Here is a 23,774-nt window from a genome sequence, read left to right on the forward strand (position 1 = left end):
AGGGCGCCGGAGCGACGATACAGGCACCGCCTGACCGTTCGGAGACGAGGTCCCGGTTTCACACCGGAGGGACCGCCCGGCGGGGCGGTACGACCGACGGGACCCGATCATGACCGAGCTGCTTCTTCAGGCCACCGCCGCGCCCTTCTCTGCCGACCTCACGGCCGGCGATCCGACCTTTTCTCCCGAAGCTGATCCCGCACGCGAAGCCCGGCTCGTCGATGCCTGGGCGGAGATGCGTCTGGACCGCCGGGCCCGCAGTGCCTGCGCCGGGCGCCCGCGTGCGGCCCTTCCCGAGATGTCCGCGCTTCTGCCGGCGGGGGCTGGCGTGGTCGAGGCGGCGCTCTGCCGGGACATGCTGGCGCGGGCCCGGCGCATGGCCGGTTTCGATACGCCGCCGCCGGGCGGGGCGGCGCATGCGGCCGGACGGCGCCTTGGCCTGCTGGCGGATGCCGATGCCGCGGCGGGTGATGCCGGTGCCGACTGGCGGCGCTGGGCCGCGCGTGCGGACCAGGACGGCGCAGATCTGCTCCGTGCACGATTTGCAGCCGGTGACACTGTCGATGCGTCCGGGGCGATCCGCGGCATCCGCGCGGCCCTGGGGCGCTTGCTCGATCATCTGGCGGTGGCACCAGCCGGGCTGCTGCCGCCGGCCGACCGGCTCGACATGCCCGAGATCCTGCTGCTCGCCCGGCTGGTCGAAATCGATGCCGAGTTGCGCGACGATCTGGAGGCGGCTGATCTGCCGGCGATGCTGGCCCGGCTGGCCCGGTTCTGCGCCGACGAGTTGACCGCCGGCTGGGCCGGGCTCCGGGCCGGTCTGCTGGCGGGGGATGCAGATGCCCCCGGGCGGCGGGCGGTTGCGGCGGTCGCGGCGCGCAGCTTCAACCATCTGGTCGCCTGGATCGCGCCGCTTCTGCCCTTCCTGGCCGAAGAGGCCTGGCTGGCGCGCTGGGGTGCCGGTGCCGGCAGTGTTCATGAACGTCTGTGGCCGTCGGTGGATCCGCTCTGGGCGACGCCGGGAACCATCCTCGCCAACCGGCGCCTGGACCGGCTGCGGGCCCTGGTGCGCGATGTGGCGGGCGGGCGCGAGATCACGGCGGATGCCACCGTCGAGCTGGATCTGCCCGCCGACCGGCGGCCGCCATTCCGTGAGGCCGAGCTGGGCGCCCTGCTGGGGGTTGGCCGGTTGCGCCTGCGCAGCCTGCCCGCCGGTGCAGCACCCGCAGCCCGCTTCGCCGCCGCTGGACCGGTGCTTGCCGCCACGGCATGATCGGGGCATGGCTGATGCTCCGCTCCGCGATCCCAATCCCGAACCGGGGGGTGCCCATGCCGATCCGGCGCTTCGGCCCGAGATCGCGCGGGCGCGCACCATTGCGCGCCTGCCGCTGAACGCGATCCGGGCCTTTACCGCCGCCGCCCGGCTGGGCGGCATGGCGGCGGCGGCAGGAGAGCTTGGCCTCACCCCCGGCGCCGTCAGCCAGCAGGTGAAGACGCTGGAAGACCGGCTGGGGCTGAAGCTGTTCGAACGTGAAGCCCGCGGTGTCCGCCTGACCGCCGTCGGTGCCGACTTGGCCGATGCCGCCCATCAGGCGCTGGACGGGATGGCCCATGCCTATGAACGGGCGTTGGCCCGCACGGCGCCCGGCATCCTGACCGTCGGCGTGGCGCCGAGTTTTGCAAGCCTCTGGCTGGCCCCCCGCATCGGCGGGTTCCTGAAGGCGCAGCCCGATCTGGCCGTGCGCCTCGACAGCCAGCGTCACCATGTCGACCTCGCCCGCGGCGAGGCCGATATCGCCCTGCGCTGGGGGCGCGGGGACTGGCGCGGTCTGGTGGTGCTGCCGCTCGGCCCCGAACCCCTCACCCCGGTGGCGGCGCCTGCTTTGGCTGCCGCGCTGCGTGCCCGCATCGATTTCGGACCCGCCTGCCTGCTGGATCAGGTGCGGCTGCACTTCGCCGAACTCGACGACTGGGGTTGTTGGTTCCGGGCGGCGGGGGTGGCGATGCCGGAGGTGATCGCCGCCGGGCCGGGCGGACCGGTCTTCAGCGAATCGACCGCCGTGATCGAGGCGGCGGAGGCCGGCCAGGGCATCGCTATCGGCCGGCCGTCGCTGACCGCCGATGCTATCGCAGCCGGCAGGCTGGTGCAGCTTTTCCCCGACATCCGTGCCGATGACGGCTGGGGCTATTACCTGGTGGCGACCGAGGTGGGGCTGCGCCGGCCGGCGGTGGCGGCCTTTCGCGACTGGCTGATGGCGGAAATTGCGAAGATGCCGCGCTGAACCGGCCAACGCTCCATCAGGCGCCGCCGGTCCAGCCCTGCCAGGCCGGCCAGCCTTCGATCAGCGCGGCGAGGCGTTCATAGCCCGCGGCATCCGGATGGGCGCCGTCCCCCGCCCGGACCTCTGCCATCCACACCGGATCTGCGGCCAGGGCATCGAAAACCGGCAGCCAGGGCACACCCAGGCGCCGGCAGATCGGACCGAGGGCGTCGCTCAGTGCCCGGATGCGGAGATTGGCGTCGTCTTCGGCGATCGGCGGCGGGCCGATCATCAGCACCGGACGACGGGCGCCGGCAACCCGCAGAATGCCCTCGGCATTGGCGAGACTTTCGGCCATCGGCAGCCTGGTGCCAGAGGGTGTGGGCGCCTCCATGCGGTCATTGACCCCGAAGGCGAAGATCAGCCGGCCGTCGACGCCCTCCGGCAGCCGGGTGCGGCTTTCGCTCAGCCAGCGTTCGGCGATGTCGCGACTGGTGTCGCGGCGGATGCCCAGATTGTAGAGGGTGAGATCGGCACCGCGGGCGATGGCCTTTGCCGCCACCCGGCCTGCCCAGCCCAGGCAGGTGCTGTCGCCCGCACCGGCGACGAAGCTGTCACCGATCACGCAGATCCGCAGGGGCAGACGCTCCTCGCCGCCCGCCGTCATCCGCGGGCGATCCGGTCGAGGGCGGTGCGGTCGGTGATCGTCACCCGGCCATAGGCGCGGGCGATCAGCCCGTCGCGGGCCCAGGCGCCGAGCAGGCGATTGACGGTCTGGCGCGACGTGCCGAGCATGTGGCCCAATTCCTCCTGCGGCAGATGCAGTGCGATCCGTGTGGCGGTGCCTTCGACCTCTCCATAGGCATCGGCCAGCGCCAGCAGGCGCTTGGCGAGCCTGCGATCGAGCGGCAGGAAGGCTTCGTCTTCAAGGGCCGAGAAGGTCATGCGCAGCCGGCGGCAGAGCAGGACCAGAAGATGAGCCGACAGCGGCGGATGCTCCGTCAGCAGGCGCACGAAGGCGGCCTTGGGCACCACGATCAGCTCGCTTTCGCCCAGCGCCACCGCATCATGGGTGCGCCGGCCGCCGTCGATGAGAGCGATTTCGCCGAACCAGGCGCCGGGCTCCAGCACGGCCAGCACCAGTTCACGACCGTCATCGCCGGCTGAGGCGATACGGACCGCGCCCGAAATCACGCCGAAAAGGGCGTCAGCCTCGTCGCCCTTGGCATGGATCAGCCCGCCATCCGGCACCCGGCGCCGGCTGCCTGCATCGGTCAGGCGCCGCACCGTGTCTTCAGGCAGGGACGAGGAGAGGAAGCCGCTCTGGTCGGCGAAGGGGATGGTCATCTGACGGGGCGGGGCTCGACGAAGAGACAGGACAACGCCTTGAACTGTCGCAGGACCGACAGACGGCGGGCAGCGCATGATCCTAGCATGTTTGTCCCGGAACCATCGTCCGGGCAAGGGGCGACAACCGGCCCCGTCAAAGACCTTGAGGGAGGACGTGCCGTCACATGAACGCCATCACCCCACCCGATGCCGAGGCTCGTGCCGGCTTTCGCCGCATGCAGGAGGGTACCGCCGAGGATTGGGCGAAGATCGCCGGCAGTTTCCGCGGCTATGCCCGGGCGCTGCCCGACCGGATCCTGGATCACCTGAAACTGCTCGACGGCGATTTCGGCGGCTTTCCGATCGACCGGCTGCATCATTCGCTGCTGACCGCGACGCTGGCCCACCAGGCCGGCGAGAGCGAGGAATACGTGGTCTGCGCCCTGCTCCACGATATCGGCGACACGCTCGGCAGCTATAATCATCCGGATATCGCGGCCGCGATCGTGAAGCCCTTCGTCGAGCCCGAACATCACTGGATGGTGGAGAAGCACGGCCTGTTCCAGGGCTATTATTTCTTCCACCATATCGGGCTGGACCGCGACATCCGGGAACAGTTCCGGGGGCATCCGAATTTCGACCGCACGGCGGCCTTCTGCGAGAAATACGATGCGCCGGCCTTCGATGCCGATGCCGCATGCATGCCGCTCGAGGCCTTCGAGCCGATGCTTAGACGGGTATTCGCCGCCCCGAAGCAGTCGGTCTACAAGAAGGCGATGGAGGACTGATGCCATGACCGCCCAGCATCCCGCCCCGACGTCCGATCCTGCGGCGAAGCGCCCTGCGACCGATCCGGGGCCGATGAGCGCCGCCGCGGCCCGCTACGGCAACCTGCCCCGCCCGCCCCGCTTCGAGCGGGTGGAAGAGGCCCGGCTCCACGCCAAGCAGCGCCTTGCCGCAGGCTTCCGGATCTTCTCGCGCTTCGGCCTGGATGAAGGCGTCGCCGGGCATATCACCGTCCGCGATCCCGAACATCCGACCACTTTCTGGACCAACCCCTTCGGCGTGCATTTCAGCCAGATCAAGGTGTCCAACCTGATCCGGGTCGATGAAGAGGGGCAGGTGGTCGACGGTGACGCGATCTGCAATGCCGCCGCCTTCGCCATCCATTCCCGCATCCACAAGGCCCGCCCGGATGTGATGGCCGCGGCCCATAGCCATGGTGTCTATGGCCGCGCCTGGTCGACGCTGGGACGGCCGCTTCAGCCGATCACCCAGGATTCCTGCGCCTTCTGGAACGATCATGCCGTCTATGACGATTTCGGCGGCGTGGTGGTAGAACTCGATGAAGGTGACCGGATCGCCCGGGCGTTGGGCAATAACAAGGCCGCGATCCTGCAGAACCATGGCCTGCTCACCGTTGGCGCCTCGGTGGACGAGGCGGTGTGGTGGTATGTGGCCATGGAACGCTGCTGTCAGGTCCAGCTGATGGCAGAGGCGGCAGGCACGCCCAAGGTCATCTCCGATGCTTCGGCCGCCCAGGCCTATTCGGTCACCGGCACCGCCCAGGCCGGCTGGTTCCAGTTCCAGCCCCTCTATGCCCGGATCGTCAAGGAGCAGCCGGACCTGCTCGACTAGGTCGTCAACGCGGATTGGCACATTCCCGTGGATGCAGCGTTTCGCGTAAGACGCTGGTCGACGAGGGGATATCAGGCCATCTGGCAATGGAAGCGGTGGCGACGTCCACCGCGCCCCTTGCCGGAGATCCAGAAAAATGACCGATCATTCATCTGATCTGGCGAGCCTCGTGCCGCCTGTGGACGTCACCCGCCGCGGCTTCACCCTCGGCTCTCTGGCGGTGGGTTTTGCGCTGGCCGCCAGGCCCGTGCGGGCGGAGACGCGGATCACGACCGATGCCGCGGGGCTGGAGGCGGGCGCCTTCACCCTGCCGGTCTCGGGCTTCGACGTGCCCTGCTATTTCGCCCGGCCGGCAGGGGGCGAAAGGCTCGCCACCATCCTGGTCGCGCCCGAAATCTTCGGCCTGCACGAGCACATCGCCGATGTCTGCCGGCGTTTCGCGCATGAGGGCTTTCTGGCAATCGCCTTCGATCCCTTCGCGCGTCAGGGGGACGTCACCACGCTGCCCGACGTGCAGACCATCATCTCGACCGTGGTCTCGAAAACGCCGGATGCCCAGGTGATGGCCGACCTCGATGCCATCGCGGCTCACGCTGCCGCCGAACGCGGCGGCGACCCGGAGCGGCTGGGCATCACCGGCTTCTGCTGGGGCGGGCGTACGACCTGGCTCTATACCGCCCATAATCCGAAGGTGAAGGCCGGCGTCGCCTGGTATGGGCGGCTGGTCGGGCCGTCGAACGAGATCACGCCGCACCAGCCCGTGGAGGTGGCCGCCGATCTGGCGGGGCCGGTGCTGGGCCTCTATGGCGGGGCCGATAGCGGCATTCCGGTTGCGACGGTGGAGCAGATGCGCGCCGCACTCGCCGCGGCCGGCACGCCGGCGGCGCAGGCGTCGGAGATCATCGTCTATCCCGACACGCCCCATGCCTTCCACGCCGACTATCGGCCGAGCTACCGGCCGGAGGCGGCAAAGGATGGCTGGGCGCGCTGCCTCGCCTGGTTCCGCGACCACGGCCTCGGCTGACGGTCATAATCTGCCATGTTTCAGGCCGGCGGCGCCGCACAGGCCGTCGCCGGCCCCAGCTGTCCCACGCGGCGGGTGATGACCCCCGCCCGGCGTTGGATATAGCGCGTGGGCTCCGAGGCGCTCCAGCGGCGTGGATTGGGCAGAACCGCGGCGAGCAGTGCCGCTTCCCGTGCGGTCAGCGCTGCGGCGGGCTTGCCGAAATGGGCCTGGGCGGCGGCTTCGGCGCCGTAGATGCCCGGCCCCATTTCGGCGACGTTCACGTAAAGCTCGATGATCCGCCATTTCGGCCAGAGGGTCTCGATCGCGAAGGCGAGCGGCACCTCCAGCGCCTTGCGCAGAAAGCCCCCGCCCGGCCAGAGGAACAGATTGCGCGCGGTCTGCATGGTGATGGTGCTGGCGCCGCGCAGCGGCCGGCCGTCGCGCCATTCGTCGATCGCCTCGCCGACCGCGTTCCAGTCGACGGCGAAATGGCTGCAGAAATTATTGTCTTCGGCGGCGATCGCCGAATTCGGCAGGGCGCGGGCGATCTGATCCAGGTCGCGCGGCCGATAATCCAGCCGCCCCTCTTCGACCAGGCGGATCAGCATCAGCGGCGTCGCCGGCGGGTCGATCCAGCGATAGGCGACCAGCATCGCCGCCCAGACCGCCAGTATCGTCAGCACCACGGCCCGTACCGCCCGCAAAACCCGGCGCAGCAGGCCAGGCGCTGGCCGGGCGGATCGGCCCGGACGCGGCTTCGGGGGTTGGTCGGTGGTCATGCGCAGGCCAATCCTCGGTGCATGGCCGCCAGCATGCCTGAGCGGGGCTGATGTCGCCACGGGAAAACCTGTGTCAGCTTCGGGGCGCGGCTCAGGGTTAAGGCGATGTAAACCCGGGTTGACCTGTCGATCTGTGGGCCTTCCGGCACCGGTTGCGCTCGGACATGTTCAATGTTCGGTCGGAGCGCCCGGCTCCGGCGTCGGATCGTCTTGCCCGAAGGATGTGCGCATCATGGCTGGCCACCCCCGCTCTCTCTGCCACGAGGTCGACCTGTCCCGCCGTCTCATCCATCTGAGGCGCCGGCTGATGGCCGGTGCCGCGATGACCGTAATGGTCTGGGGGGCGGGCAGCCGCGACGAGGTTCTGGCCGAGACCATTCCGGTCGGCTCGGGTGATACCCCCCTCAGGCTTGAAGAGCTGTCGGATCTGCCGACGACGGTGGAGATCACTGCGGGGGCCAGCCGGACGGTGACCGGCGATGCACCGGCAGTCTCGTCCGAGACGGCGGGCTGGACGCTTGAGAATGGCGGCGAGATCACCGCGGAGGGGCTGGCCGTGGGGCTGGTCGGCAGCACCCTGGTCAACGGCAGCGATGGCCGGATCACCGGTGCTGCCGGCGTGCAGATGGCCGATCCGGACGGTACTGCCGGGCTTGGGGTCGAGAATGCCGGCGTGATCACCGGTCAGGCAGGTGCCGGCCTGGTGGCCGGGGGAAGCGGCCTCTTCGCCCTCGACAATCAGACGTCGGGTGCGATCTTCGCCGCTGGACCGGCTCTGGCTGTTCAGGCCGCCGAGGCGGTGGTGGGCAATGACGGCACGATCCAGAGCAGCAGGACCGATGGCGCCCTGATCGATGCCGGCAACGTGATCCTCGCCAATGGTGCAAACGGGGTGATCATCGGCGACGCCATCGGCCTCGGCATCACCGGCGGTGCGGTCGAGGTGACGAATGCTGGCACCATTGCCGGCGGGGTCAACAGCGCCCAGCCCGTGGCGGGCGGCATTGCCATTCAGGCCGACACCGCAACCGTGCGGAACGAGGCCGGCGGCATGGTATTGGGGCGCGAGGCCGGGGTCACGGTCGAGGCGGCCGATACGGCAGAGGTCGTCAATGGCGGCGTGCTGAACGGCGTGATGATCGACGGCGAGGCGCAGGCCCTGCTGCGTAATCTCGCTGGCGGCTCGATCACTGCCGAAACCGACAATCTCGTCACGGGCCGCGGCATCGTGCGGGTGGAAAATGCCGGCACGATCGAGGCTGGCAGGCCCGGGCGGAGCAGCGAAATCGGCCTGATTGCGGGCACCCGCGAAGGCGCGGACCGGCCGGCCGAGACCATCCTGATCAATGAAACGGGCGGCCGGATCACCGGCTTCAACGGTGCGGCCGTGCTTTCCGGTGACGTGATCCGGATCGAAAACCGGGGCACGATCGACGGTATCCTGGCTCCGGCCGTCAGCGCCACTGCCGATGTCACCCATGCCGTCAACGAGGGCCTGGTCGCCGGTGGCACCGGCTTCCTGATCGATGGCGATGCCACTCTGACCAACGCTGCCGCGGGCGAGATTCTGACCTGGGGGACGGCGGTTTTCACCACCGGCGCCGCCGATGTGGTCAATGCCGGGCAGATTGTCACCGTCCACGGTGTCGTGCCCGCCGATGTCCCGGACGGTGCAGTGGCCGTGGGCAGTGGCAGCCATGTCGACAATCTTGCGGGCGGCGTGATCCTCAACCGACGCTGGTCCGGCATTGCCGTGTCGGACGGTATGGGGGACGAGGATCCGGCCGACCGTGAGACGGTCATCGAGAACGCCGGCCTGATTCGCTCCGAAGGCTCCGGTCGAGGGGTGATTGTTGACGTGGCGGGACGGGTGACGGTCTCCAACCGTCAGGGTGGGAACATTCTGTCGGCTGGCGCCGAAGGTATCCTGCTTCAGGCCGGCACGGCCATCATCGATAATGCAGGAGCCATTATCGGCGGCAGTGCCGATGAGGACGCGCAGATGATCGCGGGCCTCGCCGTCCTCGGAGACAGGACCGTGGTGACCAACCGGGTGGGGGCGATCATCGCCGGTGACGGGATGGGAGTCTCCCTCGCCGCCGCGGATGAAGCGGCGATCGAGAATGCCGGCTTCATCAACGGCATGATCGTCGACGGTGGCATGTCCACCCGGCTGGACAACGCCGCGACAGGTGTTGTGGCTGCCTATGAACAGAACGGGCTGCTCGGCGAGGCGATCACGGTCGACAATGCGGGTGTCATTCAGGGTGGGGTCTCTGCCCTGGTTCTTGGGGGCGACGCGGGTCGGGTCGTCAATACGGGAACCATCGAAGGGGGCAGCGGCGCCGGCCTCGCGAGCATCACGACGGCCGGAACCAGTGTTGCCAACAGCGGGGCGATCACCGGGGGCGTGGTCGGCATCGGCACCGAGGGGGGGCTCACGCTCGAGAATAGCGGCCGGATTTCAGGCGGCTTCGTTGCCGTCAAGGCGGTGGGCGGTTCAACCATCGACAACCGGGCCGGCGGCGAGATCGTCTCCGAAGGCTCTGCAATCGAGATCGTGGGCGAAGCGCTGATCACCAATGCCGGCCTCATCCGGTCCGAGCAGGGCATTGCGATCACGGTCGAAGGCGATGCGGTGGTCGACAATGCTGCGGGCGGTGTCATCGAGGCCGCCGGCCCGGCTCTTCTGCTGGCGGGCACGGCATCGCTCACCAATGCCGGGCGCATATCGTCCACCGATCCGACCTTCGGCGGCGACGATGCGGAAGGGGTCGCCATTCTGGCCGGCAGCGGCGGGCTGATCGCGAATACCGGCGTGATCGAAAGCGGCGCCGGTGCGGTGATGATCGGCGATGTGGCCGATGAAGCGAATGAATTTGAGACCGCCGTCGCCAATGATGGCCTGATCCAGGCGCGTGGTGCCGGCGTGGCACTGGCGGCCGATATCGTCGGCGGGCTGGAGATCGCCAATACCAACACCATCGTTGCAGCTGATGGACCCGCCATGCAGGTCGTCGCCGGCGAGGTGCTGCTGGGCAATGGCGGGGTGATCGTCAGTGACGGCGGCACCGGGGTCCGGCTGCAGGCGAATACCGTGTCGGTCTCCAATGGCGCCGGTGCGCTGATCCGCGGCGGCGGTGGTGGTGAGGAGAATGGCGGCATGGCCGTTCTCGGCAGGACGGTCGATATCAGCAATGCCGGTGTCATCACGGGCGTGTTGACCGGCCTCGGGGCCGCCGGTGAAGAGGTTACTGTCACCAACGATATCGACGGGGTAATCGCCGGTGATATCAGAGGGCTCGGCCTGGCCGCCGCACGTAATGCGACGATCGACAATGCCGGCTACATCTCCGGCCTCATGGCGGCGGCCGGCGATGGGGTGCTCAGCCTGCAAAATGGCGAAACCGGTGTCATTGCCGGCAACGCCCCCAACATACTCGCCGGACCGCAGGTCGTCGTCGACAATGCGGGGCTGATCAGCGGCAACACGGGGCTGTTGATCGAGGCCGGATCGGTCGTGATCTCCAACAGCGGCCGGATTACGGGTGTGGACGGCCCGACTGATGGTCTCGAAGATATCGGCGACCTGGACAGCAGCATCGGAATCGTCGCTCTGGTCGATGGTACCGCCGAGATCGACAACAGTGGCACGATCAGTGGCAGTGTCGCGGGCGTCCTGATCGAAGGTGATCTGCTTCTGGAGAACACCGGCACGATTTCAGGGGGCGAAGCCGGCGTCTCGTTTGTCGGTGGCTCGATCCATAATGCCGAGGGAGGCGTCATCTCGGGCGGCAGCGGCATTGTACTCCTTGATCCGGAAGCTTTGGCGGGATTGATCAATGCCGGCGTGATCCAGGCGACCGAAGATGTGGCCGTCAACTTCGGCAGCGGGGCCATCTACAATTCGGGCAGCATTGTTTCGCTCGGTCGCTACGATGAGGATGACCCTCTGGCCGACCCGGACGAGATCTATGCCGCCGTTCTGCTGGAGGGCGGCAGTCTGGTGAACGCGGCCGGCGGCGTCATTTCGGGCGCGGAGGCCGGGGTGGTGGATCTGGGCGACGCCTATGGCGACGGCGCCACCGTTCGCAATGAGGGGCAGATCCTGGCCGGCGTGGCCGTGACCAGTTTTGGTGACGGTTTCGTCCTGGAAAATATCGGTGGCCGGATTGCCGGCAGCATCCGTGCCGTCGACCTTTCGGGGGAAGACGTCACGATCGTCAATCAGGCCGGTCTGATCGATGGCGGACTCTGGCTCAGCGGCAATGGTGCGGTGGTCGACAATCGTGCCGGTGGCGTGATGATCCGGACCGGTGCACGCGGTGAAGACGGAGAGCCCGACTCCGCCGTGATCGATCTGCTCGATGTCGATGGGGCCGTCGTCACCAATGCCGGATTGATCGCGGGCAATGATGCCGACGGCATCGATGCCGGCCTCTCGGACGAGTCTGCCTGGGCGTCGCTCGAGGTGACCAACCTGTCGGGCGCGCGCATCGCCGGCGTCACGGCCATTGATGCCGATGTCGATACGCTCGACATCGACAATGCCGGCTTCCTGACCGGCGAGGATTATGGCGTCTATGCCACGGCCGATGATGTGTCGATCGTCAACCGGGCGGGCGGTGAGATCACCGGCGGGATCAGTGCCATCGATGTCGAAGGTGGCTTCGACGTCGAGAATGCGGGCGCCATCTCAGGTGGGAATGACGAGCGGCATACGCCCGTCATGTTCCTGGTCGGCGACGGCACACTGACCAATGCGGCCGGGGGCCGGATCAGCGGTGGTGTCGCCATTTCTGCCGATGCCGACGGTCTGGTCGATGTGGTCAATGCGGGCGTGATCGAGGCAGAGCGCCTGGCGATCCAGGTCGGCGGCGAGTCTTACGTCGAGAATCAGGCGGGTGGCCTGATCTCCGGCGCTCTCGGCATTGCCTTCACCAACTCGATCGACCCGGAGGCCCTGCTGATCGACACACCGACCCTGATCAACCGGGGGGAGATCAGGGGTGGTGTGGTCTATGACGCGGGTATGGTCAATATCGCCGATATCGGCGGCAGGTTGGGCGCCAACGAAGAAGGCTGGGCCCTGTTGTTCTCGGACGATGCCGACGAGCGCTGGCTGACCGTGCGCGACGGCGCCGTTATCGATGGCGATATTCTGGCCGGGGAGACCAATGATCTCGATGCAGCCCGCGACCGGGAAGACAGCGTCGCCACCTTCGAAGGCGGCGGCAGCTTCGCCCATGACCTCATCGGTTTCGGTCTGATCGAGAAGGAGGGGGCCGGCACCTGGCGCTTCTCGGGCAATCTGCTCGCTGCCGCCTTCGATGTGAACGAGGGGGGTGTCCGCCTCGACGGCCGCTTCACCGGCGATGAAATGACGGTCGGGACCGGGGGGACGCTTTCCGGCAATGGCACGATCGACGGCGATTTGATCAATGAGGGCCGGGTGGCGCCGGGCAATTCGATCGGCACCATCACCGTCACCGGCGATTTCACCCAGACCGCAACCGGCACGCTCGCCATGGAATATGCCGCGGACGGTGCCGGTGGCACCGTTACCGACCGGCTGGTGGTGGGTGGTGCTGCCACGATCGAGGGCGGTACGCTGTCGCTGACCTCGTTCGACGGCAGTACTCCCCGCTATGCCAGTACCGAACTGATCACGGCAGCGGACGGCATTACCGGCACCTTCGATGCGATCGAAACCGATCGGGCCGGCCTGGTCGGTCGGTTGCTGGCCGATGGCGATGTGATCTCGCTCAGGCTGGTCGATACCGAGAACGGCTTCCGGGCGCTCGCCACCACCCGCAATGCCCGCAATGTCGCAACCGTGCTGGAGACCCAGGGGCTGACGGCGACCGGGGATCGCGACCAGCTGTTGAGCGAGCTGGCGGCCCTGGGCGATGCCGATGCGGCCGCGGCCCTCGGCGATCTCGCCGGATCCGAATATGCCGGCCACTGGCGCTATCTGCGCGGAACGGGCCGCGCCTTCGTTGATGGGGCGGCAAATGCCGGTCGTGCCGGTCATCGTGGCGCCTGGATCACCGGTTTCGGCAATACCGGCCGGACCAGCGGCGAGGATGACGCGGGCGATCTGCGCTGGCGGAGCGCCGGCACGGCGGTGGGCATCGACTTTGCGGTGGGGGAGACGGCGCGCCTCGGCATCGCAGCCGGCGTGACCGATGGCCGGACCACCGCTCGCAGCCGGGATGCGGGCATCGATACCACCGGCTGGCATGTCGGCGCCTATGGTGCAGTGCCGGCCGGGCCGGTGACGCTGGATGCGGTGGTCGCCTATACCCGGTCGTCTTCGGATGCCGACCGGTCGATCACCGGTACCGGCCGCACGGCCCGGGGCAGCTTCGATACCGATCAGGTGACTGCCGCCATCGGCGTTTCGACCGATCTTGTGGTGCCGGGGGCGAAGCCCGGCACGCCCGAGGCGGCGGCGGGGGCCCCGAGCTGGACCGTCACCCCGATGCTGCGCCTGATCTATGACCGGCAGAAGAGCGACGACGTCACCGAAACCGGTGCCGGCGCCGCAGCGCTGGTCGTCCAGGGCGGCACGGTCGAAGGGCTGGAGGCCTTCGCCGGCGTGCGCTTCTCCACGGCCTATGGCGATGCGGCGAAGGGCGAGACCGTGATCCGGCCGAGCTTCACCCTGGGTATCGGCCAGGAACTGCTCGATCGGGATCAGACGCTGACCGCGCATTTTGCCGGGGATCCGGCGAACCCCTTCCAGGTGACCGGTATTTCGCAGGGCCGGACCACGGGCCGGATCGGGGCTGGGGTCGAGGCCGATGTCGCGCCGGGCGTGACGGTGGGGGTCGGCTATGCCGGTGCGATAGACGAGACCGGCGGGGATCATCGGCTGACGGCCGGGCTGCGCTTCTCCTGGTGATCCGTCCGCGATCTGTGGCTGGTCATGTTCGGGCGGGGATCACCCCGCCCGGCGTGACAGGGGGAAGATGGCGCAGGTGGTCGTGCCGTGTGCATACAACTTGCCTGCCTCGTCGGTGAGCGTCGCCTCGGCGGTCGCAAAGCTGCGGCCGACATGGATGACCTTGCCCTCGGCCCGCATCCGGCCGGTCGCCGTGGTCACCGGGCGCAGATAGTTCACCTTGATCTCCACCGTGGTATAGGCCGATCCGGCGGCGAGGGTGCTGTGCACGGCGCAGCCGAGCGCGCTGTCGAGCATCGCCGCGATCCAGCCGCCATGAACGGTGCCGATCGGGTTGTAATGGTCGAAGAGCGGCGTGCCGGCAAAGACCACCCGACCGTGCTCCACCGTTTCCGGGTCGAAATTGAGCGTGGCACCGATTGGCGGGCGGGGCAGGTCGCCGGCGGCGAGGCGCTGCAGCATTTCGAGCCCCGAGATTTCGGCGATCTCCTCGAGGCTGGCGACGCCGATGCCCCGCCCCTCGGTCGCTTCGGTTGCCGCGGCGTTGATCTCGCTCGTCATGGACGGAACTCCCGGTCCGGCTTGTGCCCACAAATACGTGTATATACACTCTTATGCTGCAGACTAATGCGGTGCAGCATAGACGGCAAGGGGAGAGATGATGACGGGCGGGACGGATCTTCCCTGCACCTGTCTGCGGCTGCGGCAGGCGGCGCGGCAGGTCACACGGCTCTACGACCGGCGGCTGGAGCCGGCGGGGCTCCGCATCACCCAGTTTCCGGTTCTGGCCCTGCTCAGGGCCGACGGGCCGGCGCCGCTCGGCCAGCTGGCCGAGCGTCTGGTGACGGACCGGACCACGCTCACCCGCAATCTGAGGCCGATGGAACAGGCCGGGCTGATCGAAACCCGGGCGGACCCGGAGGATCGCCGTCGTCGCCTGCTGGTCATCACGGAACAGGGCCGGGCGGTGCTGCGCCGGGCGGCACCGCTGTGGCGGGCCGCCCAGGACGAGCTTGCGACGCTGCTGGGGCCGGAACTGCGCGGCCGGTTGACGGGTGATCTGGACGAGGTCATCGCCCGGATCGATTGAGGCGGCTCAGCGCTCTTCGATCTCGATCCATTTGTGCTCGACCTTCGGGCGATAGGCCGCGAAGCGTTCGATCAGCCGGGCCGGGTCGGTGTCGACCAGCAGGATGTCCAGATGCTGCGGCTTCATGAAGCCGCGCTGGGCGACATGGTGCAGAAAGCCGAGCAGCGGCTGGTAGAAGCCGTCGACGTCCAGCAGCCCCACCGGCTTGGCATGGCTGCCGAGCTGGGCCCAGGTCCAGACCTCGAACAGTTCTTCGAAGGTGCCGATGCCGCCGGGCAGGGCGATGAAGCCGTCGGCGAGATCGGCCATCATCGCCTTGCGTTCATGCATCGACCCCACCACCCGGAGGTCGGTGATGTTGCGATGGCCGACTTCGCGGTCCTCCAGCGATTTGGGGATCACGCCGATCACCTCGCCGCCTGCCGCCATGGTGGCGTCGGCCACCTGGCCCATCAGGCCGACCCGGCCGCCACCATAGACAAGGCCCAGCTGCCGCCGGGCCAGCTCGCGGCCCAGCTGCCGCGCTGCCTCGGTAAAGGCGGGGGTGTCGCCGGGGTTGGAGCCGCAGAAGACGCAGAGCCGGTTCATTCTCTCTCCTCGGTATCAGGCCCGCGGCGGGGCGCGGGCCGTCTTCCATTCATCGGGCTTGTCCCGATATACGAAACAAATCGCCCGAAATCGCGTTTCGACGAGAGGTTGACCGATTTTCCATTCCGGCCGACCGCTCAGGTCGTGCTACATCGGGCATGTGGGGATGATAACATCCCGTCATCAAGGCGTCGTGACGGTCCGGGAAAAACAACGGCCATGTCCGGGGAGCGATCCCCGGCCAGAGCCTCCGGGGGACGAGGGTCCGGACCGCATACCAGCGCCTGAGGAGCCGTTGATCAGGTCCAGGGGAGGAACCGATCCATGCGCATTTTCGCGTCGCTCGCCGTCGTGGCGGGCCTGCTGGCCGGTGGCAGTGCCATGGCCGCCGATCCGATCGTCATCAAGTTCAGCCATGTCGTGGCCGACTCCACGCCCAAGGGCCAGGGCGCCCTGATGTTCCAGAAGCTCGTCGCCGAGCGGCTGGGCGACAAGGTGAAGGTCGAGGTCTACCCGAACTCGCAGCTCTTCGGCGACGGCAAGGAGATGGAGGCCCTGGCGCTGGGCGACGTCCAGCTGATCGCGCCGTCGCTGTCGAAGTTCGACCGCTATACCAAGAAGCTTCAGGTCTTCGACCTGCCCTTCCTGTTCGACGACATCGCAGCCGTTGACCGCTTCCAGGCGAGCGATATCGGCCGCAGCCTGCTGCGCTCGATGGAGAAGAAGGGCTTCATCGGCCTCGGCTACTGGCATAACGGCATGAAGCAGCTGTCGGCCAACACGCCGCTGCGCATGCCGGAAGATGCCAAGGGCCTGAAGTTCCGCATCCAGGCCTCCGACGTGCTGCTGGCGCAGTTCGAAGCGCTGGGCGCCAACCCGCAGAAGATGGCCTTCTCGGAAGTCTATCAGGCGCTGCAGACCGGCGCGATCGACGGCGCCGAGAACCCCTACTCGAACCTCTACAGCCAGAAGTTCTTCGAGGTGCAGAAGTATATCACCGAGAGCAATCATGGTGTGCTCGACTATATGGTGGTGACCAACACCGAATTCTGGAACGGCCTGCCCGACGATGTCCGTGCCGAGCTTGAGAAGATCATGGGCGAGGTGACGACGGCCGTGAACAAGATGGCCAACGACATCAACGAGCGCGACAAGAAGCGGATCGCCGAAAGCGGCTCGTCCGAGATCCTGACCCTCACCAAGGATCAGGTGTCGGCCTGGCGCAAGGCCATGGCGCCGGTCTGGACCAAGTTCGAGGGTGAGATCGGCAAGGACGTGATCGACGCGGCCCAGGCGTCGAACGGCGCCAGCTGAGCGGCCGCGACCCGGTTCACGGGATCACCGCAATGATCGCCCGCATCTGGGGACGGCTGGAGGAAGGCGCGATCGCCTTCCTCCTGGCTGCCATGACGCTGCTCACCTTCGTCCAGGTGGTGCTGCGCTACGTGTTCAACAGCGGCCTGGTCTGGGCGCTTGAGGCGACCTTCTATCTTTTCGCCTGGCTGATCATGATCGGCATCTCGTACTGCGTGCGGGTCCATGCCCATATCGGCATCGACCTGGTGGTGAAGATGATGCCGGCCGCCCCCCGCAAGGTGGTGGGGCTTGTGGCGGTCGCCCTGGCGCTGCTTTACGCCGGCCTGATGTTCTGGGGATCCTGGAACTATACCGACCGCATGATGATGCTCGGCATCGAGGCCGAGGACATCCCCGTCGAACGCTGGATGCTGTCGATCATCCTGCCGGTGGGGTTTGCCCTGCTGGGCCTCAGGCTGATCGAGCAGGGCTGGGCGATCCTGACCGGGCGTGCCGAGGGCTTCCAGCTGGCGGACGAGGCGGCCGAGGCCATGGCGCTCGACCAGCGGGGCAAGGACGACCCCACCGACGACGCATCTGCACGGGGAGGGCGGGGCCGGTGACCACACTCTTCCTGTTCGTGGCGCTCTTCGCCTTCCTGATCATCGGCATGCCGATCGCCATCTCGCTCGGCCTGTCCAGCCTGCTCACCATCCTGCTCTTCGCCAATGACAGCATGGCGTCGCTGGCACTCAAATTCTTCCAGACCGCCGAACTCTACACCCTGCTCGCCATCCCGTTCTTCGTGCTGGCCGGCGCCTTCATGACGACCGGCGGCGTGGCGCGGCGGATGATCGCCTTCGCCAATGCCTGTGTCGGCCATATGTATGGCGGCCTCGCGATCGCGTCGGTGGTGGCCTGCATGCTGTTCGCCGCGGTGTCGGGCTCGTCGCCGGCAACCGTGGTGGCGGTGGGCTCCATCGTGATCGCGGGCATGGTCCGTGCGGGCTATACCCAGACCTTCGCGGCCGGTGTGGTCTGCAATGCCGGCACGCTCGGCATCCTGATCCCGCCCTCGCTGGTGATGGTGGTCTATGCGGCGGCGACCGAAAGTTCGGTCGGCCGGCTGTTCATGGCCGGTGTGATCCCGGGGGCCCTGCTCGGGCTGATGCTCGCCACCGCGATCTACATCTCGGCGCGCGTGAACAGGATTCCGCGCCAGCCCAGGGCGCCGCTGGCCGAAGTGATCCGAACCGGCCGTAACGCGCTCTGGGGCCTGCTGCTGATCGTGATCATCATGGGCGGCATCTATGGCGGCATCTTCACCCCCACCGAAGCCGCTGCGGTGTCGGCGGTCTATGCGGCGGTGGTGGCGCTGTTCGTCTATCGCGACCTGAAGTTCACCGATGTGCCGCATGTGCTGGTCGATGCGGCGAAGGTCACGGTGATGCTGCTGTTCATCATCGCCAATGCCTTCCTCTTCGCCCATGTGCTGACCACCGAGCAGATCCCGCAGTCGATCGCCCGCGGCATCACCGAAGCCGGGCTGGCGCCCTGGCAGTTCCTGCTGGTGGTCAACATCATCCTGCTGGTCGCCGGCAACTTCATGGAGCCCTCGGCGATCATCCTGATCCTGGCGCCGATCCTGTTCCCGATCGCCACCGGCCTTGGAATCGACCCGATCCATTTCGGCATCATCATGGTGGTGAACATGGAGATCGGCATGGTCACGCCACCGGTCGGGCTCAACCTGTTCGTGACATCGGGCATCACCGGCATGCCGGTGTTGAGCGTGGTGAAGGCCGCATGGCCCTGGCTGATGATCCTGATCACCTTCCTGATCATCATCACCTATGTGCCGGAAATCTCGCTCTGGCTGCCCAACACCCTGTTCGGCAACGCCATGGTCGGCTGATGGTGTGCAGGGCCTGAAACGGGAATGGCCGCTGCTCCGGTCGGGAGCCGCGGCCATTTTTTTGCGGGGGCGGATGTGGGGGTCAGGCGCGCCAGAAGGGCTTGTTCGCCTCCCGCGATGCATCGATCGGGTCGATGTCCAGATCGCGCAGCAGATGCGCATCGAGCGTCGCAAGGCAGCGGCGTTGCCGGTGGCGCTCGGCCCAGAGGCCGAGGGTTGCAATCATCCGCTCGAGCACGCCGTGAACCGGCTTCACGGCAGCCTGGGCGCGAACGGGGGGCAGTCCGGCTCCCGCGCAGGCGTCGGCGCGGTGCCGCAGGGTCACGACGGTCATCTTCGTCATCTCCGGCTGGAAGGGAGCCGCCGGATGGGGGGATGAGGGACGGCTCCGGCGGTGACTGCATCTTCCGTCCTTGGCCGATTGCGGGCAAACGAGGCTTTCTCGTACACTCCCTTAGGAAAACTATTCGTGGGTCACGACGGGCGGCGACGGGCACGATGAAGGCCCGCCCGTCCTCTACCCCCGCCGGGCCGGCTCGCCGCGCCGGCGGGATGCCCGGTCCGGACATGCCATGCCGCGCAAATTGCCGCCCCTGAACGGTCTGCGTGCCTTCGAAGCCGCCGCCCGTCATTCCAGTTTTGCCCGTGCGGCGGAAGAGCTGCACGTCACGCCGGCCGCCGTCAGCCATCAGATCAAGGGGCTTGAGGCCTGGCTCGGCGTCACCCTGTTCCGCCGCCTGCCCAACGGTCTGCTGCTGACCGCGGCGGGACGCGCCTATCTGCCGGGACTGACCGACGGCTTCGACCGCATCGCCAGGTCCACAGCCGAATTGCGCGGCCGGACTCTGGGCGGGCGGCTGACCGTGAGTGTGCTCTCGTCCTTCGCCGGTCTCTGGCTCGCCCCCCGGCTCGGCCGGTTCCGCGAGGCCTATCCGGATGTCGAGCTGTTCCTGCGCGCCGAGACCCGGTTGGTGGATTTCGATCGCGACACGGTCGATCTTGCCATCCGCTATGTCACGGCGATCGACGGCGGGCTGGTTTCCGAGCGGCTGATGGAGGAAACGCTCGGGCCGGTGATGAGCCCGGCGCTGCTGGAACGGCTGGGGCCGGTGACGGAACCCGCGGCCCTGCTCGATCTGCCGCTGATCCACGATGCCGATGTGACGGGCGGCGAGGTCGCCGTCTCCTGGCGGAGCTTCTTCGCAACCGCCGGGATTGATCCGCCTCAGGATCTGGACCGGCAAATGCGGATCAACGACACCGGCGTTGCCGTTGCGGCGGCCGTTGCGGGCCAGGGCGTGATCATGGGGCGCAGCGCGCTCATCGCCGATCACCTGGCGGCTGGCCGGCTGGTACGGCCACTTTCGATTCAGATCCAGGCCGCACAGGCCTATCATCTGGTGTCGACCGAGACCGGCTGGAACGATCCGCGGGTCCTGGCCTTCACCGACTGGCTGCGGCAGGAAGCGCTGACCGGTCAGCCATCCAGGCGGGAGTGAGTGGTCCTCCCGCGATCCAGGAGTATCCGACGCCATGGGCATCCGCAGCACACTCGCCGCCGGTCTGATCGCCGGTCTGGCGTGGTCGGTTCCCGCCTCTGCGTCGTCCGGGACGGCATCTGCGCCTTTCGACCCGGCCATGGTCCATCCTGCCTGTTTCGACAGCCTGGTCTCGCAGGCCTATACCGGAGAGACGGCGCTGGAACGCCTGCCGCTGGCCGGCTGCCCCGGGAGCGAGATCGCGCCGGACCCGCGCCAGGACATGATGGTGATGGTCCGCCCGCCGGCCGAGCCAGAGGGCAACAATCCCGGCGGCTGGTCGCGGGGCTGGGTGGGCAGCCGCCTGGTCGGTCGTTTCGATGGCGATCGTCTGGTCTATGAGTTGGTCGAGAATGGTGGCGGTACGGGTGTGTTCTCGATGCTGCTGTCGGGGCGGCTTGCCGCGGCGGAAGGCGTGCCGGTGCTGGAGGATCTGGTTCTGGCACCGGCGGGGGACCGCTGCAACGGGGGCATCCATACCGCAACCCGCGTCGACGGCAGGGCGCTGGACGTGGCCCAGTGGGCGACCCCTTACGATCTGATTTCGCTGATCCTGGGCCTGGCGCCGGATGACGCGCCCGACGGCGTGCCCGCGGCCCTGGGCAAGGCTGCCGAAGACCTGCCTTTCTGCGCCGCCTGCTGTGCCGGCACCGTGCTGCTGCGTCTCGACGCTGCCACGCTCGCCCCCCATGGCGGTGCCGCCGATGCGCCGCCGCTGCCGGGAGAGGTGGTGACGGTCACCGCCGACGGGCTTGGGGAATACGACGATCCCGCCAGCCGCTGTCTTGCCCGAACCCTGATCCCCGACGGGAGCACCGATCCGCAGGCGGAGCTGTCCCTGCCCCTAGAGCGCCTGCCGGGGCTGAAGGCGGCGCTGCTGTCCTGCACGACGGGGAAATCACACAAAAAATGACGTATATAGAAGATCGCATCGCCGATATGCGACGCATACGACTGTAAAATAATTTGACTCTCGCCCCTTCCCCACGGACAATTCGGTTCGTGGTGGAAAAGGACACGCACGATGATCGAGATCAAGGGCCTCTCCAAGCGGTTCAGCGGCTATGACGCGCTGGTCGATGTCGACCTGAACATCCGCGATGGTGAACTTGTGGCACTGCTCGGGCCGTCGGGGTCGGGCAAGACCACCCTTCTGCGCATCATTGCCGGGCTGGAGACCGCCGACCGTGGCGCGATCCGCTTCGGTGGCGAGGATGCGGGTCGCCTGGGGGCGCGCGAGCGCCGGGTGGGCTTCGTTTTCCAGCACTACGCGCTGTTCCGGCATATGACCGTCTTCGACAACGTCGCCTTCGGCCTGACGGTGCGGCCGCGTGCCAGCCGTCCGGGGCGGGCCGAGATTGCCGAGCGGGTCTCGTCGCTGCTGCGCATGGTGCAGCTTGAAAGCCTGGCGGACCGTTTCCCCAACCAGCTGTCGGGCGGCCAGCGGCAGCGCGTGGCGCTGGCGCGCGCGCTCGCCATCGAACCCCGGGTGCTGCTGCTCGACGAGCCCTTCGGCGCGCTCGACGCCAAGGTCCGCAAGGAGCTGCGCCGCTGGCTGCGCCGTCTGCACGACGATCTGGGCCTGACCGGTGTTTTCGTGACCCACGACCAGGAAGAGGCGCTGGAAGTCGCCGACCGGGTGGTGGTGATGTCCCAGGGCCGGATCGAACAGATCGGTACTCCGGCCGAGGTCTATGACCGGCCGGCGACGGCCTTCGTCTATCAGTTCTTCGGCAACGTCAACAAGCTGCCGGTGACGGTTGATGCAGGGCGCCTGAAGGTCGCGGGCGTCAGCGGGGCCGGCACGGCGGGGCTGCCGCTGCCGGTGGGGCTGGAGGCGACCCGCGCCGAACAGGGTACGCTTTATGTCCGGCCGCATGATCTGGCGGTGCTGCCGGCGGGGACCGCCGACGCGCTGCCGGCGACCGTGCGCCATCTGGTGGCTTTCGGCGCCTCGGTGCGCATCGAACTCGACGTGCCCGGGCTGGATCTGGTCGAGGCCGAACTGCCGCGCGAGGAAGCCGACGCTCTCGGCCTCGCCACTGGCCGGACGGTCGCACTCCGGGTCAAGCGGGGGCGGTTGTTTTTCGACGACGATACCGGCTGGGATGTCGGTCTGACCGAGCCGGTCGCCGCCTGACCCGTGTCATGCCCCGGCCCCCGTCATACCCTGGCCCCCGTCACGCCCGGATCGAGCGCAGCCCCCGCCGGCAGATCCTGGCCGTGGCAGGGCAGGGGCTTTCAGTCTGCCAGCGGCCGGTGAGCGCCAGCACCGTCTCGGGCCGGTCCTTGGCGGCATCGTTCAGCCAGTTGCCGACCGAGTCCTGCACATAGCTTTCAGGGTCCGCCTTCAGCGGCTCTAGCAGGGCGAAGCCCGGGGTCGGGTCCGCCTTCAGCGGTTTCAGATGGGCACACCAGACCCCGCGCGGCCGGGTCGCCTCGCTCGCGAAGCGGCGCAGGCGCGGCGAGGTCTCGGCCGTCCAGGGCATCAGCGCCGCGATGGCACCCGGAATGTCGGCGGCGATCCGGTCACGGATCGCCAGCCAGGCCCATTCCCTGACGCCGAAATGGCCGTCGTCGGCGAAGGGGCGGATGGCCTCGCACCAGAGGTCGTGATCTGCGGGGGCGGTCCGGCCCACGGCGAAACAGGCCCAGCCGCGGACGGTATCCGATGGGTGATCGGCCAGGTGCCGGATCACCTCGGGGCCATAGCGGCCGATGATCAGCTCCGCCGTCAGCGCCATGCGCCGCGAGATGCCGAGTGCCGCCGTCGCATCCATCGCCTGCAGCACCTGACCACCGGCATCGGGGAAGACCGACCGCATCAGGATTGCGAAATCGACCGCAAGGCATTCGGCAAGGGTCGTGGCGGCAACCTCTCCGGCATTGAGCGCGGCATGGCGGTCGGGGGAAAGAGCCGTCGGCTTCATGATCCGTCCTCGCTGGCAAGACCTGCTCTCAACTTGCCGAGCAGCCTGACGAGGTCTGCCTGCTCTTCCGCCGAAAGCCCCGCCGTCAGTCCGGCGATCCAGCCGGCATGCTCCTGGAACGCCCTGGCCGTCACCGCTTCGCCGGACGTCGTCAGCATCACCCTGACCCGTCTGCGATCCTCGGGATCTGGTGTGCGCCGGACAAGTCCATCGCGTTCCAGCCCGTCGAGCAGACCTGTGATCGTGCCACGGGTCACACCGGCCCGATCGGCCAGGACATGCGGTGCCAGCCCGTCCGTCCGGTCGCGGAGCAGGAAGAGCAGCACGAACCTGCCTTCCGAGAGGCCATGGCTGCCGAGCCGGATGGCGCAGTCGCGATCGATGGCCCGCGCCGTCGACAGCAGCTCCATGCAGGTCCGGAGCCTGTCGAGCCCGGTGAGGCCCCGCCGTCGGCTCTCGTCGATCAGGGCCTGATATTTGGTGTCCATTTTGTTCAT

Annotated in this window: 21 protein-coding genes; 13 read left to right on the top strand and 8 right to left on the bottom strand. The window is 67.9% G+C overall.

From position 1 onward, the window contains the following. Window positions 1-109: 109 nt before the first annotated feature. Both TMO_RS01185 and TMO_RS01190 read left to right on the top strand, forming a co-directional pair. Window positions 110-1,273: a class I tRNA ligase family protein gene (locus TMO_RS01185; protein ID WP_014743749.1), complete on the top strand. Its 1,164-nt coding sequence runs from the start codon at window positions 110-112 to the stop codon at window positions 1,271-1,273. A 7-nt stretch (window positions 1,274-1,280) separates the two neighbouring features. After that, entirely contained in the window at window positions 1,281-2,282 is a 1,002-nt protein-coding gene (locus TMO_RS01190; RefSeq protein WP_014743750.1) for a LysR substrate-binding domain-containing protein, read from the top strand. A gap of 16 nt (window positions 2,283-2,298) precedes the next feature. On the opposite strand, the gene TMO_RS01195 is transcribed toward TMO_RS01190, so the two are convergent. Both TMO_RS01195 and TMO_RS01200 read right to left on the bottom strand, forming a co-directional pair. Then, the gene (locus tag TMO_RS01195; RefSeq protein WP_014743751.1) at window positions 2,299-2,928 is read right to left on the bottom strand and encodes a GDSL-type esterase/lipase family protein; all 630 of its coding nucleotides are present in this window, start codon (window positions 2,926-2,928) and stop codon (window positions 2,299-2,301) included. Continuing rightward, window positions 2,925-3,608, bottom strand: coding sequence for a Crp/Fnr family transcriptional regulator (locus TMO_RS01200; RefSeq protein WP_014743752.1), 684 nt, complete (start codon window positions 3,606-3,608; stop codon window positions 2,925-2,927). Before TMO_RS01200 ends, TMO_RS01195 begins: the two co-directional genes overlap by 4 nt. Before the next feature lie 167 nt (window positions 3,609-3,775). On the opposite strand from TMO_RS01200, the gene TMO_RS01205 reads away from it, so the two are divergent. From TMO_RS01205 to TMO_RS01215, 3 genes are all read left to right on the top strand, one after another. Then, window positions 3,776-4,378 carry an HD domain-containing protein gene (locus TMO_RS01205; RefSeq protein WP_014743753.1) on the top strand — a complete coding sequence of 201 codons (603 nt, stop codon included), beginning with the start codon at window positions 3,776-3,778 and terminating at the stop codon, window positions 4,376-4,378. 73 nt (window positions 4,379-4,451) lie between these two features. Beyond that, window positions 4,452-5,228, top strand: coding sequence for a class II aldolase/adducin family protein (locus TMO_RS01210; RefSeq protein ID WP_041605220.1), 777 nt, complete (start codon window positions 4,452-4,454; stop codon window positions 5,226-5,228). A gap of 136 nt (window positions 5,229-5,364) precedes the next feature. Further along, a complete protein-coding gene (locus tag TMO_RS01215; RefSeq protein WP_014743755.1) occupies window positions 5,365-6,252 on the top strand; it encodes a dienelactone hydrolase family protein in 888 nt (295 codons plus the stop codon). Window positions 6,253-6,272: 20 nt separating this feature from the next. On the opposite strand, the gene mtgA is transcribed toward TMO_RS01215, so the two are convergent. Beyond that, entirely contained in the window at window positions 6,273-7,013 is a 741-nt protein-coding gene (gene mtgA / locus TMO_RS01220; protein ID WP_081598721.1) for a monofunctional biosynthetic peptidoglycan transglycosylase, read from the bottom strand. Between the two features lie 70 nt (window positions 7,014-7,083). On the opposite strand from mtgA, the gene TMO_RS01225 reads away from it, so the two are divergent. Continuing rightward, complete coding sequence (locus TMO_RS01225; RefSeq protein ID WP_187297801.1) at window positions 7,084-13,920, top strand: autotransporter outer membrane beta-barrel domain-containing protein; 6,837 nt, start codon at window positions 7,084-7,086, stop codon at window positions 13,918-13,920. A gap of 39 nt (window positions 13,921-13,959) precedes the next feature. Here TMO_RS01225 and TMO_RS01230 read toward each other — a convergent pair whose 3' ends face one another. Further along, a complete protein-coding gene (locus tag TMO_RS01230) occupies window positions 13,960-14,481 on the bottom strand; it encodes a PaaI family thioesterase (protein ID WP_014743758.1) in 522 nt (173 codons plus the stop codon). A 100-nt stretch (window positions 14,482-14,581) separates the two neighbouring features. Between TMO_RS01230 and TMO_RS01235 the strand changes: the two genes are divergently transcribed. After that, on the top strand, window positions 14,582-15,010 hold the full coding sequence (locus TMO_RS01235) for a MarR family winged helix-turn-helix transcriptional regulator (protein ID WP_014743759.1): 429 nt from the start codon (window positions 14,582-14,584) through the stop codon (window positions 15,008-15,010). A gap of 6 nt (window positions 15,011-15,016) precedes the next feature. On the opposite strand, the gene TMO_RS01240 is transcribed toward TMO_RS01235, so the two are convergent. Beyond that, the gene (locus TMO_RS01240; protein WP_014743760.1) at window positions 15,017-15,598 is read right to left on the bottom strand and encodes a TIGR00730 family Rossman fold protein; all 582 of its coding nucleotides are present in this window, start codon (window positions 15,596-15,598) and stop codon (window positions 15,017-15,019) included. 324 nt (window positions 15,599-15,922) lie between these two features. On the opposite strand from TMO_RS01240, the gene TMO_RS01245 reads away from it, so the two are divergent. From TMO_RS01245 to TMO_RS01255, 3 genes are read left to right on the top strand one after another with little or no spacing between them, the layout of a single operon-like run. Then, a complete protein-coding gene (locus TMO_RS01245; protein ID WP_014743761.1) occupies window positions 15,923-16,912 on the top strand; it encodes a TRAP transporter substrate-binding protein in 990 nt (329 codons plus the stop codon). Between the two features lie 32 nt (window positions 16,913-16,944). Continuing rightward, entirely contained in the window at window positions 16,945-17,517 is a 573-nt protein-coding gene (locus TMO_RS01250) for a TRAP transporter small permease (protein ID WP_014743762.1), read from the top strand. Then, window positions 17,514-18,809 carry a TRAP transporter large permease gene (locus TMO_RS01255; RefSeq protein ID WP_014743763.1) on the top strand — a complete coding sequence of 432 codons (1,296 nt, stop codon included), beginning with the start codon at window positions 17,514-17,516 and terminating at the stop codon, window positions 18,807-18,809. Before TMO_RS01250 ends, TMO_RS01255 begins: the two co-directional genes overlap by 4 nt. 82 nt (window positions 18,810-18,891) lie before the next feature. Here TMO_RS01255 and TMO_RS31940 read toward each other — a convergent pair whose 3' ends face one another. Beyond that, window positions 18,892-19,143: a DUF1127 domain-containing protein gene (locus TMO_RS31940; protein WP_014743764.1), complete on the bottom strand. Its 252-nt coding sequence runs from the start codon at window positions 19,141-19,143 to the stop codon at window positions 18,892-18,894. 238 nt (window positions 19,144-19,381) lie between these two features. On the opposite strand from TMO_RS31940, the gene gcvA reads away from it, so the two are divergent. From gcvA to TMO_RS01275, 3 genes are all read left to right on the top strand, one after another. Next, a complete protein-coding gene (gene gcvA, locus TMO_RS01265; protein WP_014743765.1) occupies window positions 19,382-20,308 on the top strand; it encodes a transcriptional regulator GcvA in 927 nt (308 codons plus the stop codon). Between the two features lie 34 nt (window positions 20,309-20,342). After that, window positions 20,343-21,260 (top strand): hypothetical protein, encoded by a 918-nt coding sequence (locus TMO_RS01270; RefSeq protein ID WP_014743766.1) that lies wholly within the window; start codon window positions 20,343-20,345, stop codon window positions 21,258-21,260. 111 nt (window positions 21,261-21,371) lie between these two features. Then, window positions 21,372-22,487 carry a sulfate/molybdate ABC transporter ATP-binding protein gene (locus TMO_RS01275; RefSeq protein WP_014743767.1) on the top strand — a complete coding sequence of 372 codons (1,116 nt, stop codon included), beginning with the start codon at window positions 21,372-21,374 and terminating at the stop codon, window positions 22,485-22,487. Between the two features lie 40 nt (window positions 22,488-22,527). On the opposite strand, the gene TMO_RS01280 is transcribed toward TMO_RS01275, so the two are convergent. Further along, entirely contained in the window at window positions 22,528-23,277 is a 750-nt protein-coding gene (locus TMO_RS01280; RefSeq protein ID WP_014743768.1) for a DNA alkylation repair protein, read from the bottom strand. Next, window positions 23,274-23,765: a MarR family winged helix-turn-helix transcriptional regulator gene (locus TMO_RS01285; RefSeq protein WP_014743769.1), complete on the bottom strand. Its 492-nt coding sequence runs from the start codon at window positions 23,763-23,765 to the stop codon at window positions 23,274-23,276. Before TMO_RS01285 ends, TMO_RS01280 begins: the two co-directional genes overlap by 4 nt. Window positions 23,766-23,774: the final 9 nt, after the last annotated feature.

This window comes from Tistrella mobilis KA081020-065 (assembly GCF_000264455.2).
GTDB classification, from domain to species: Bacteria; Pseudomonadota; Alphaproteobacteria; order Tistrellales; family Tistrellaceae; genus Tistrella; species Tistrella mobilis.

Coding starts and splice junctions, on each gene's coding strand:
- TMO_RS01185 (WP_014743749.1), top strand. CDS start 110: ATGACCGAGCTGCTTCTTCAGGCCACCGCCGCGCCCTTCTCTGCCGAC.
- TMO_RS01190 (WP_014743750.1), top strand. CDS start 1,281: ATGGCTGATGCTCCGCTCCGCGATCCCAATCCCGAACCGGGGGGTGCC.
- TMO_RS01195 (WP_014743751.1), bottom strand. CDS start 2,928: ATGACGGCGGGCGGCGAGGAGCGTCTGCCCCTGCGGATCTGCGTGATC.
- TMO_RS01200 (WP_014743752.1), bottom strand. CDS start 3,608: ATGACCATCCCCTTCGCCGACCAGAGCGGCTTCCTCTCCTCGTCCCTG.
- TMO_RS01205 (WP_014743753.1), top strand. CDS start 3,776: ATGAACGCCATCACCCCACCCGATGCCGAGGCTCGTGCCGGCTTTCGC.
- TMO_RS01210 (WP_041605220.1), top strand. CDS start 4,452: ATGAGCGCCGCCGCGGCCCGCTACGGCAACCTGCCCCGCCCGCCCCGC.
- TMO_RS01215 (WP_014743755.1), top strand. CDS start 5,365: ATGACCGATCATTCATCTGATCTGGCGAGCCTCGTGCCGCCTGTGGAC.
- mtgA (WP_081598721.1), bottom strand. CDS start 7,013: ATGACCACCGACCAACCCCCGAAGCCGCGTCCGGGCCGATCCGCCCGG.
- TMO_RS01230 (WP_014743758.1), bottom strand. CDS start 14,481: ATGACGAGCGAGATCAACGCCGCGGCAACCGAAGCGACCGAGGGGCGG.
- TMO_RS01235 (WP_014743759.1), top strand. CDS start 14,582: ATGACGGGCGGGACGGATCTTCCCTGCACCTGTCTGCGGCTGCGGCAG.
- TMO_RS01240 (WP_014743760.1), bottom strand. CDS start 15,598: ATGAACCGGCTCTGCGTCTTCTGCGGCTCCAACCCCGGCGACACCCCC.
- TMO_RS01245 (WP_014743761.1), top strand. CDS start 15,923: ATGCGCATTTTCGCGTCGCTCGCCGTCGTGGCGGGCCTGCTGGCCGGT.
- TMO_RS01250 (WP_014743762.1), top strand. CDS start 16,945: ATGATCGCCCGCATCTGGGGACGGCTGGAGGAAGGCGCGATCGCCTTC.
- TMO_RS31940 (WP_014743764.1), bottom strand. CDS start 19,143: ATGACCGTCGTGACCCTGCGGCACCGCGCCGACGCCTGCGCGGGAGCC.
- gcvA (WP_014743765.1), top strand. CDS start 19,382: ATGCCGCGCAAATTGCCGCCCCTGAACGGTCTGCGTGCCTTCGAAGCC.
- TMO_RS01270 (WP_014743766.1), top strand. CDS start 20,343: ATGGGCATCCGCAGCACACTCGCCGCCGGTCTGATCGCCGGTCTGGCG.
- TMO_RS01275 (WP_014743767.1), top strand. CDS start 21,372: ATGATCGAGATCAAGGGCCTCTCCAAGCGGTTCAGCGGCTATGACGCG.
- TMO_RS01280 (WP_014743768.1), bottom strand. CDS start 23,277: ATGAAGCCGACGGCTCTTTCCCCCGACCGCCATGCCGCGCTCAATGCC.
- TMO_RS01285 (WP_014743769.1), bottom strand. CDS start 23,765: ATGGACACCAAATATCAGGCCCTGATCGACGAGAGCCGACGGCGGGGC.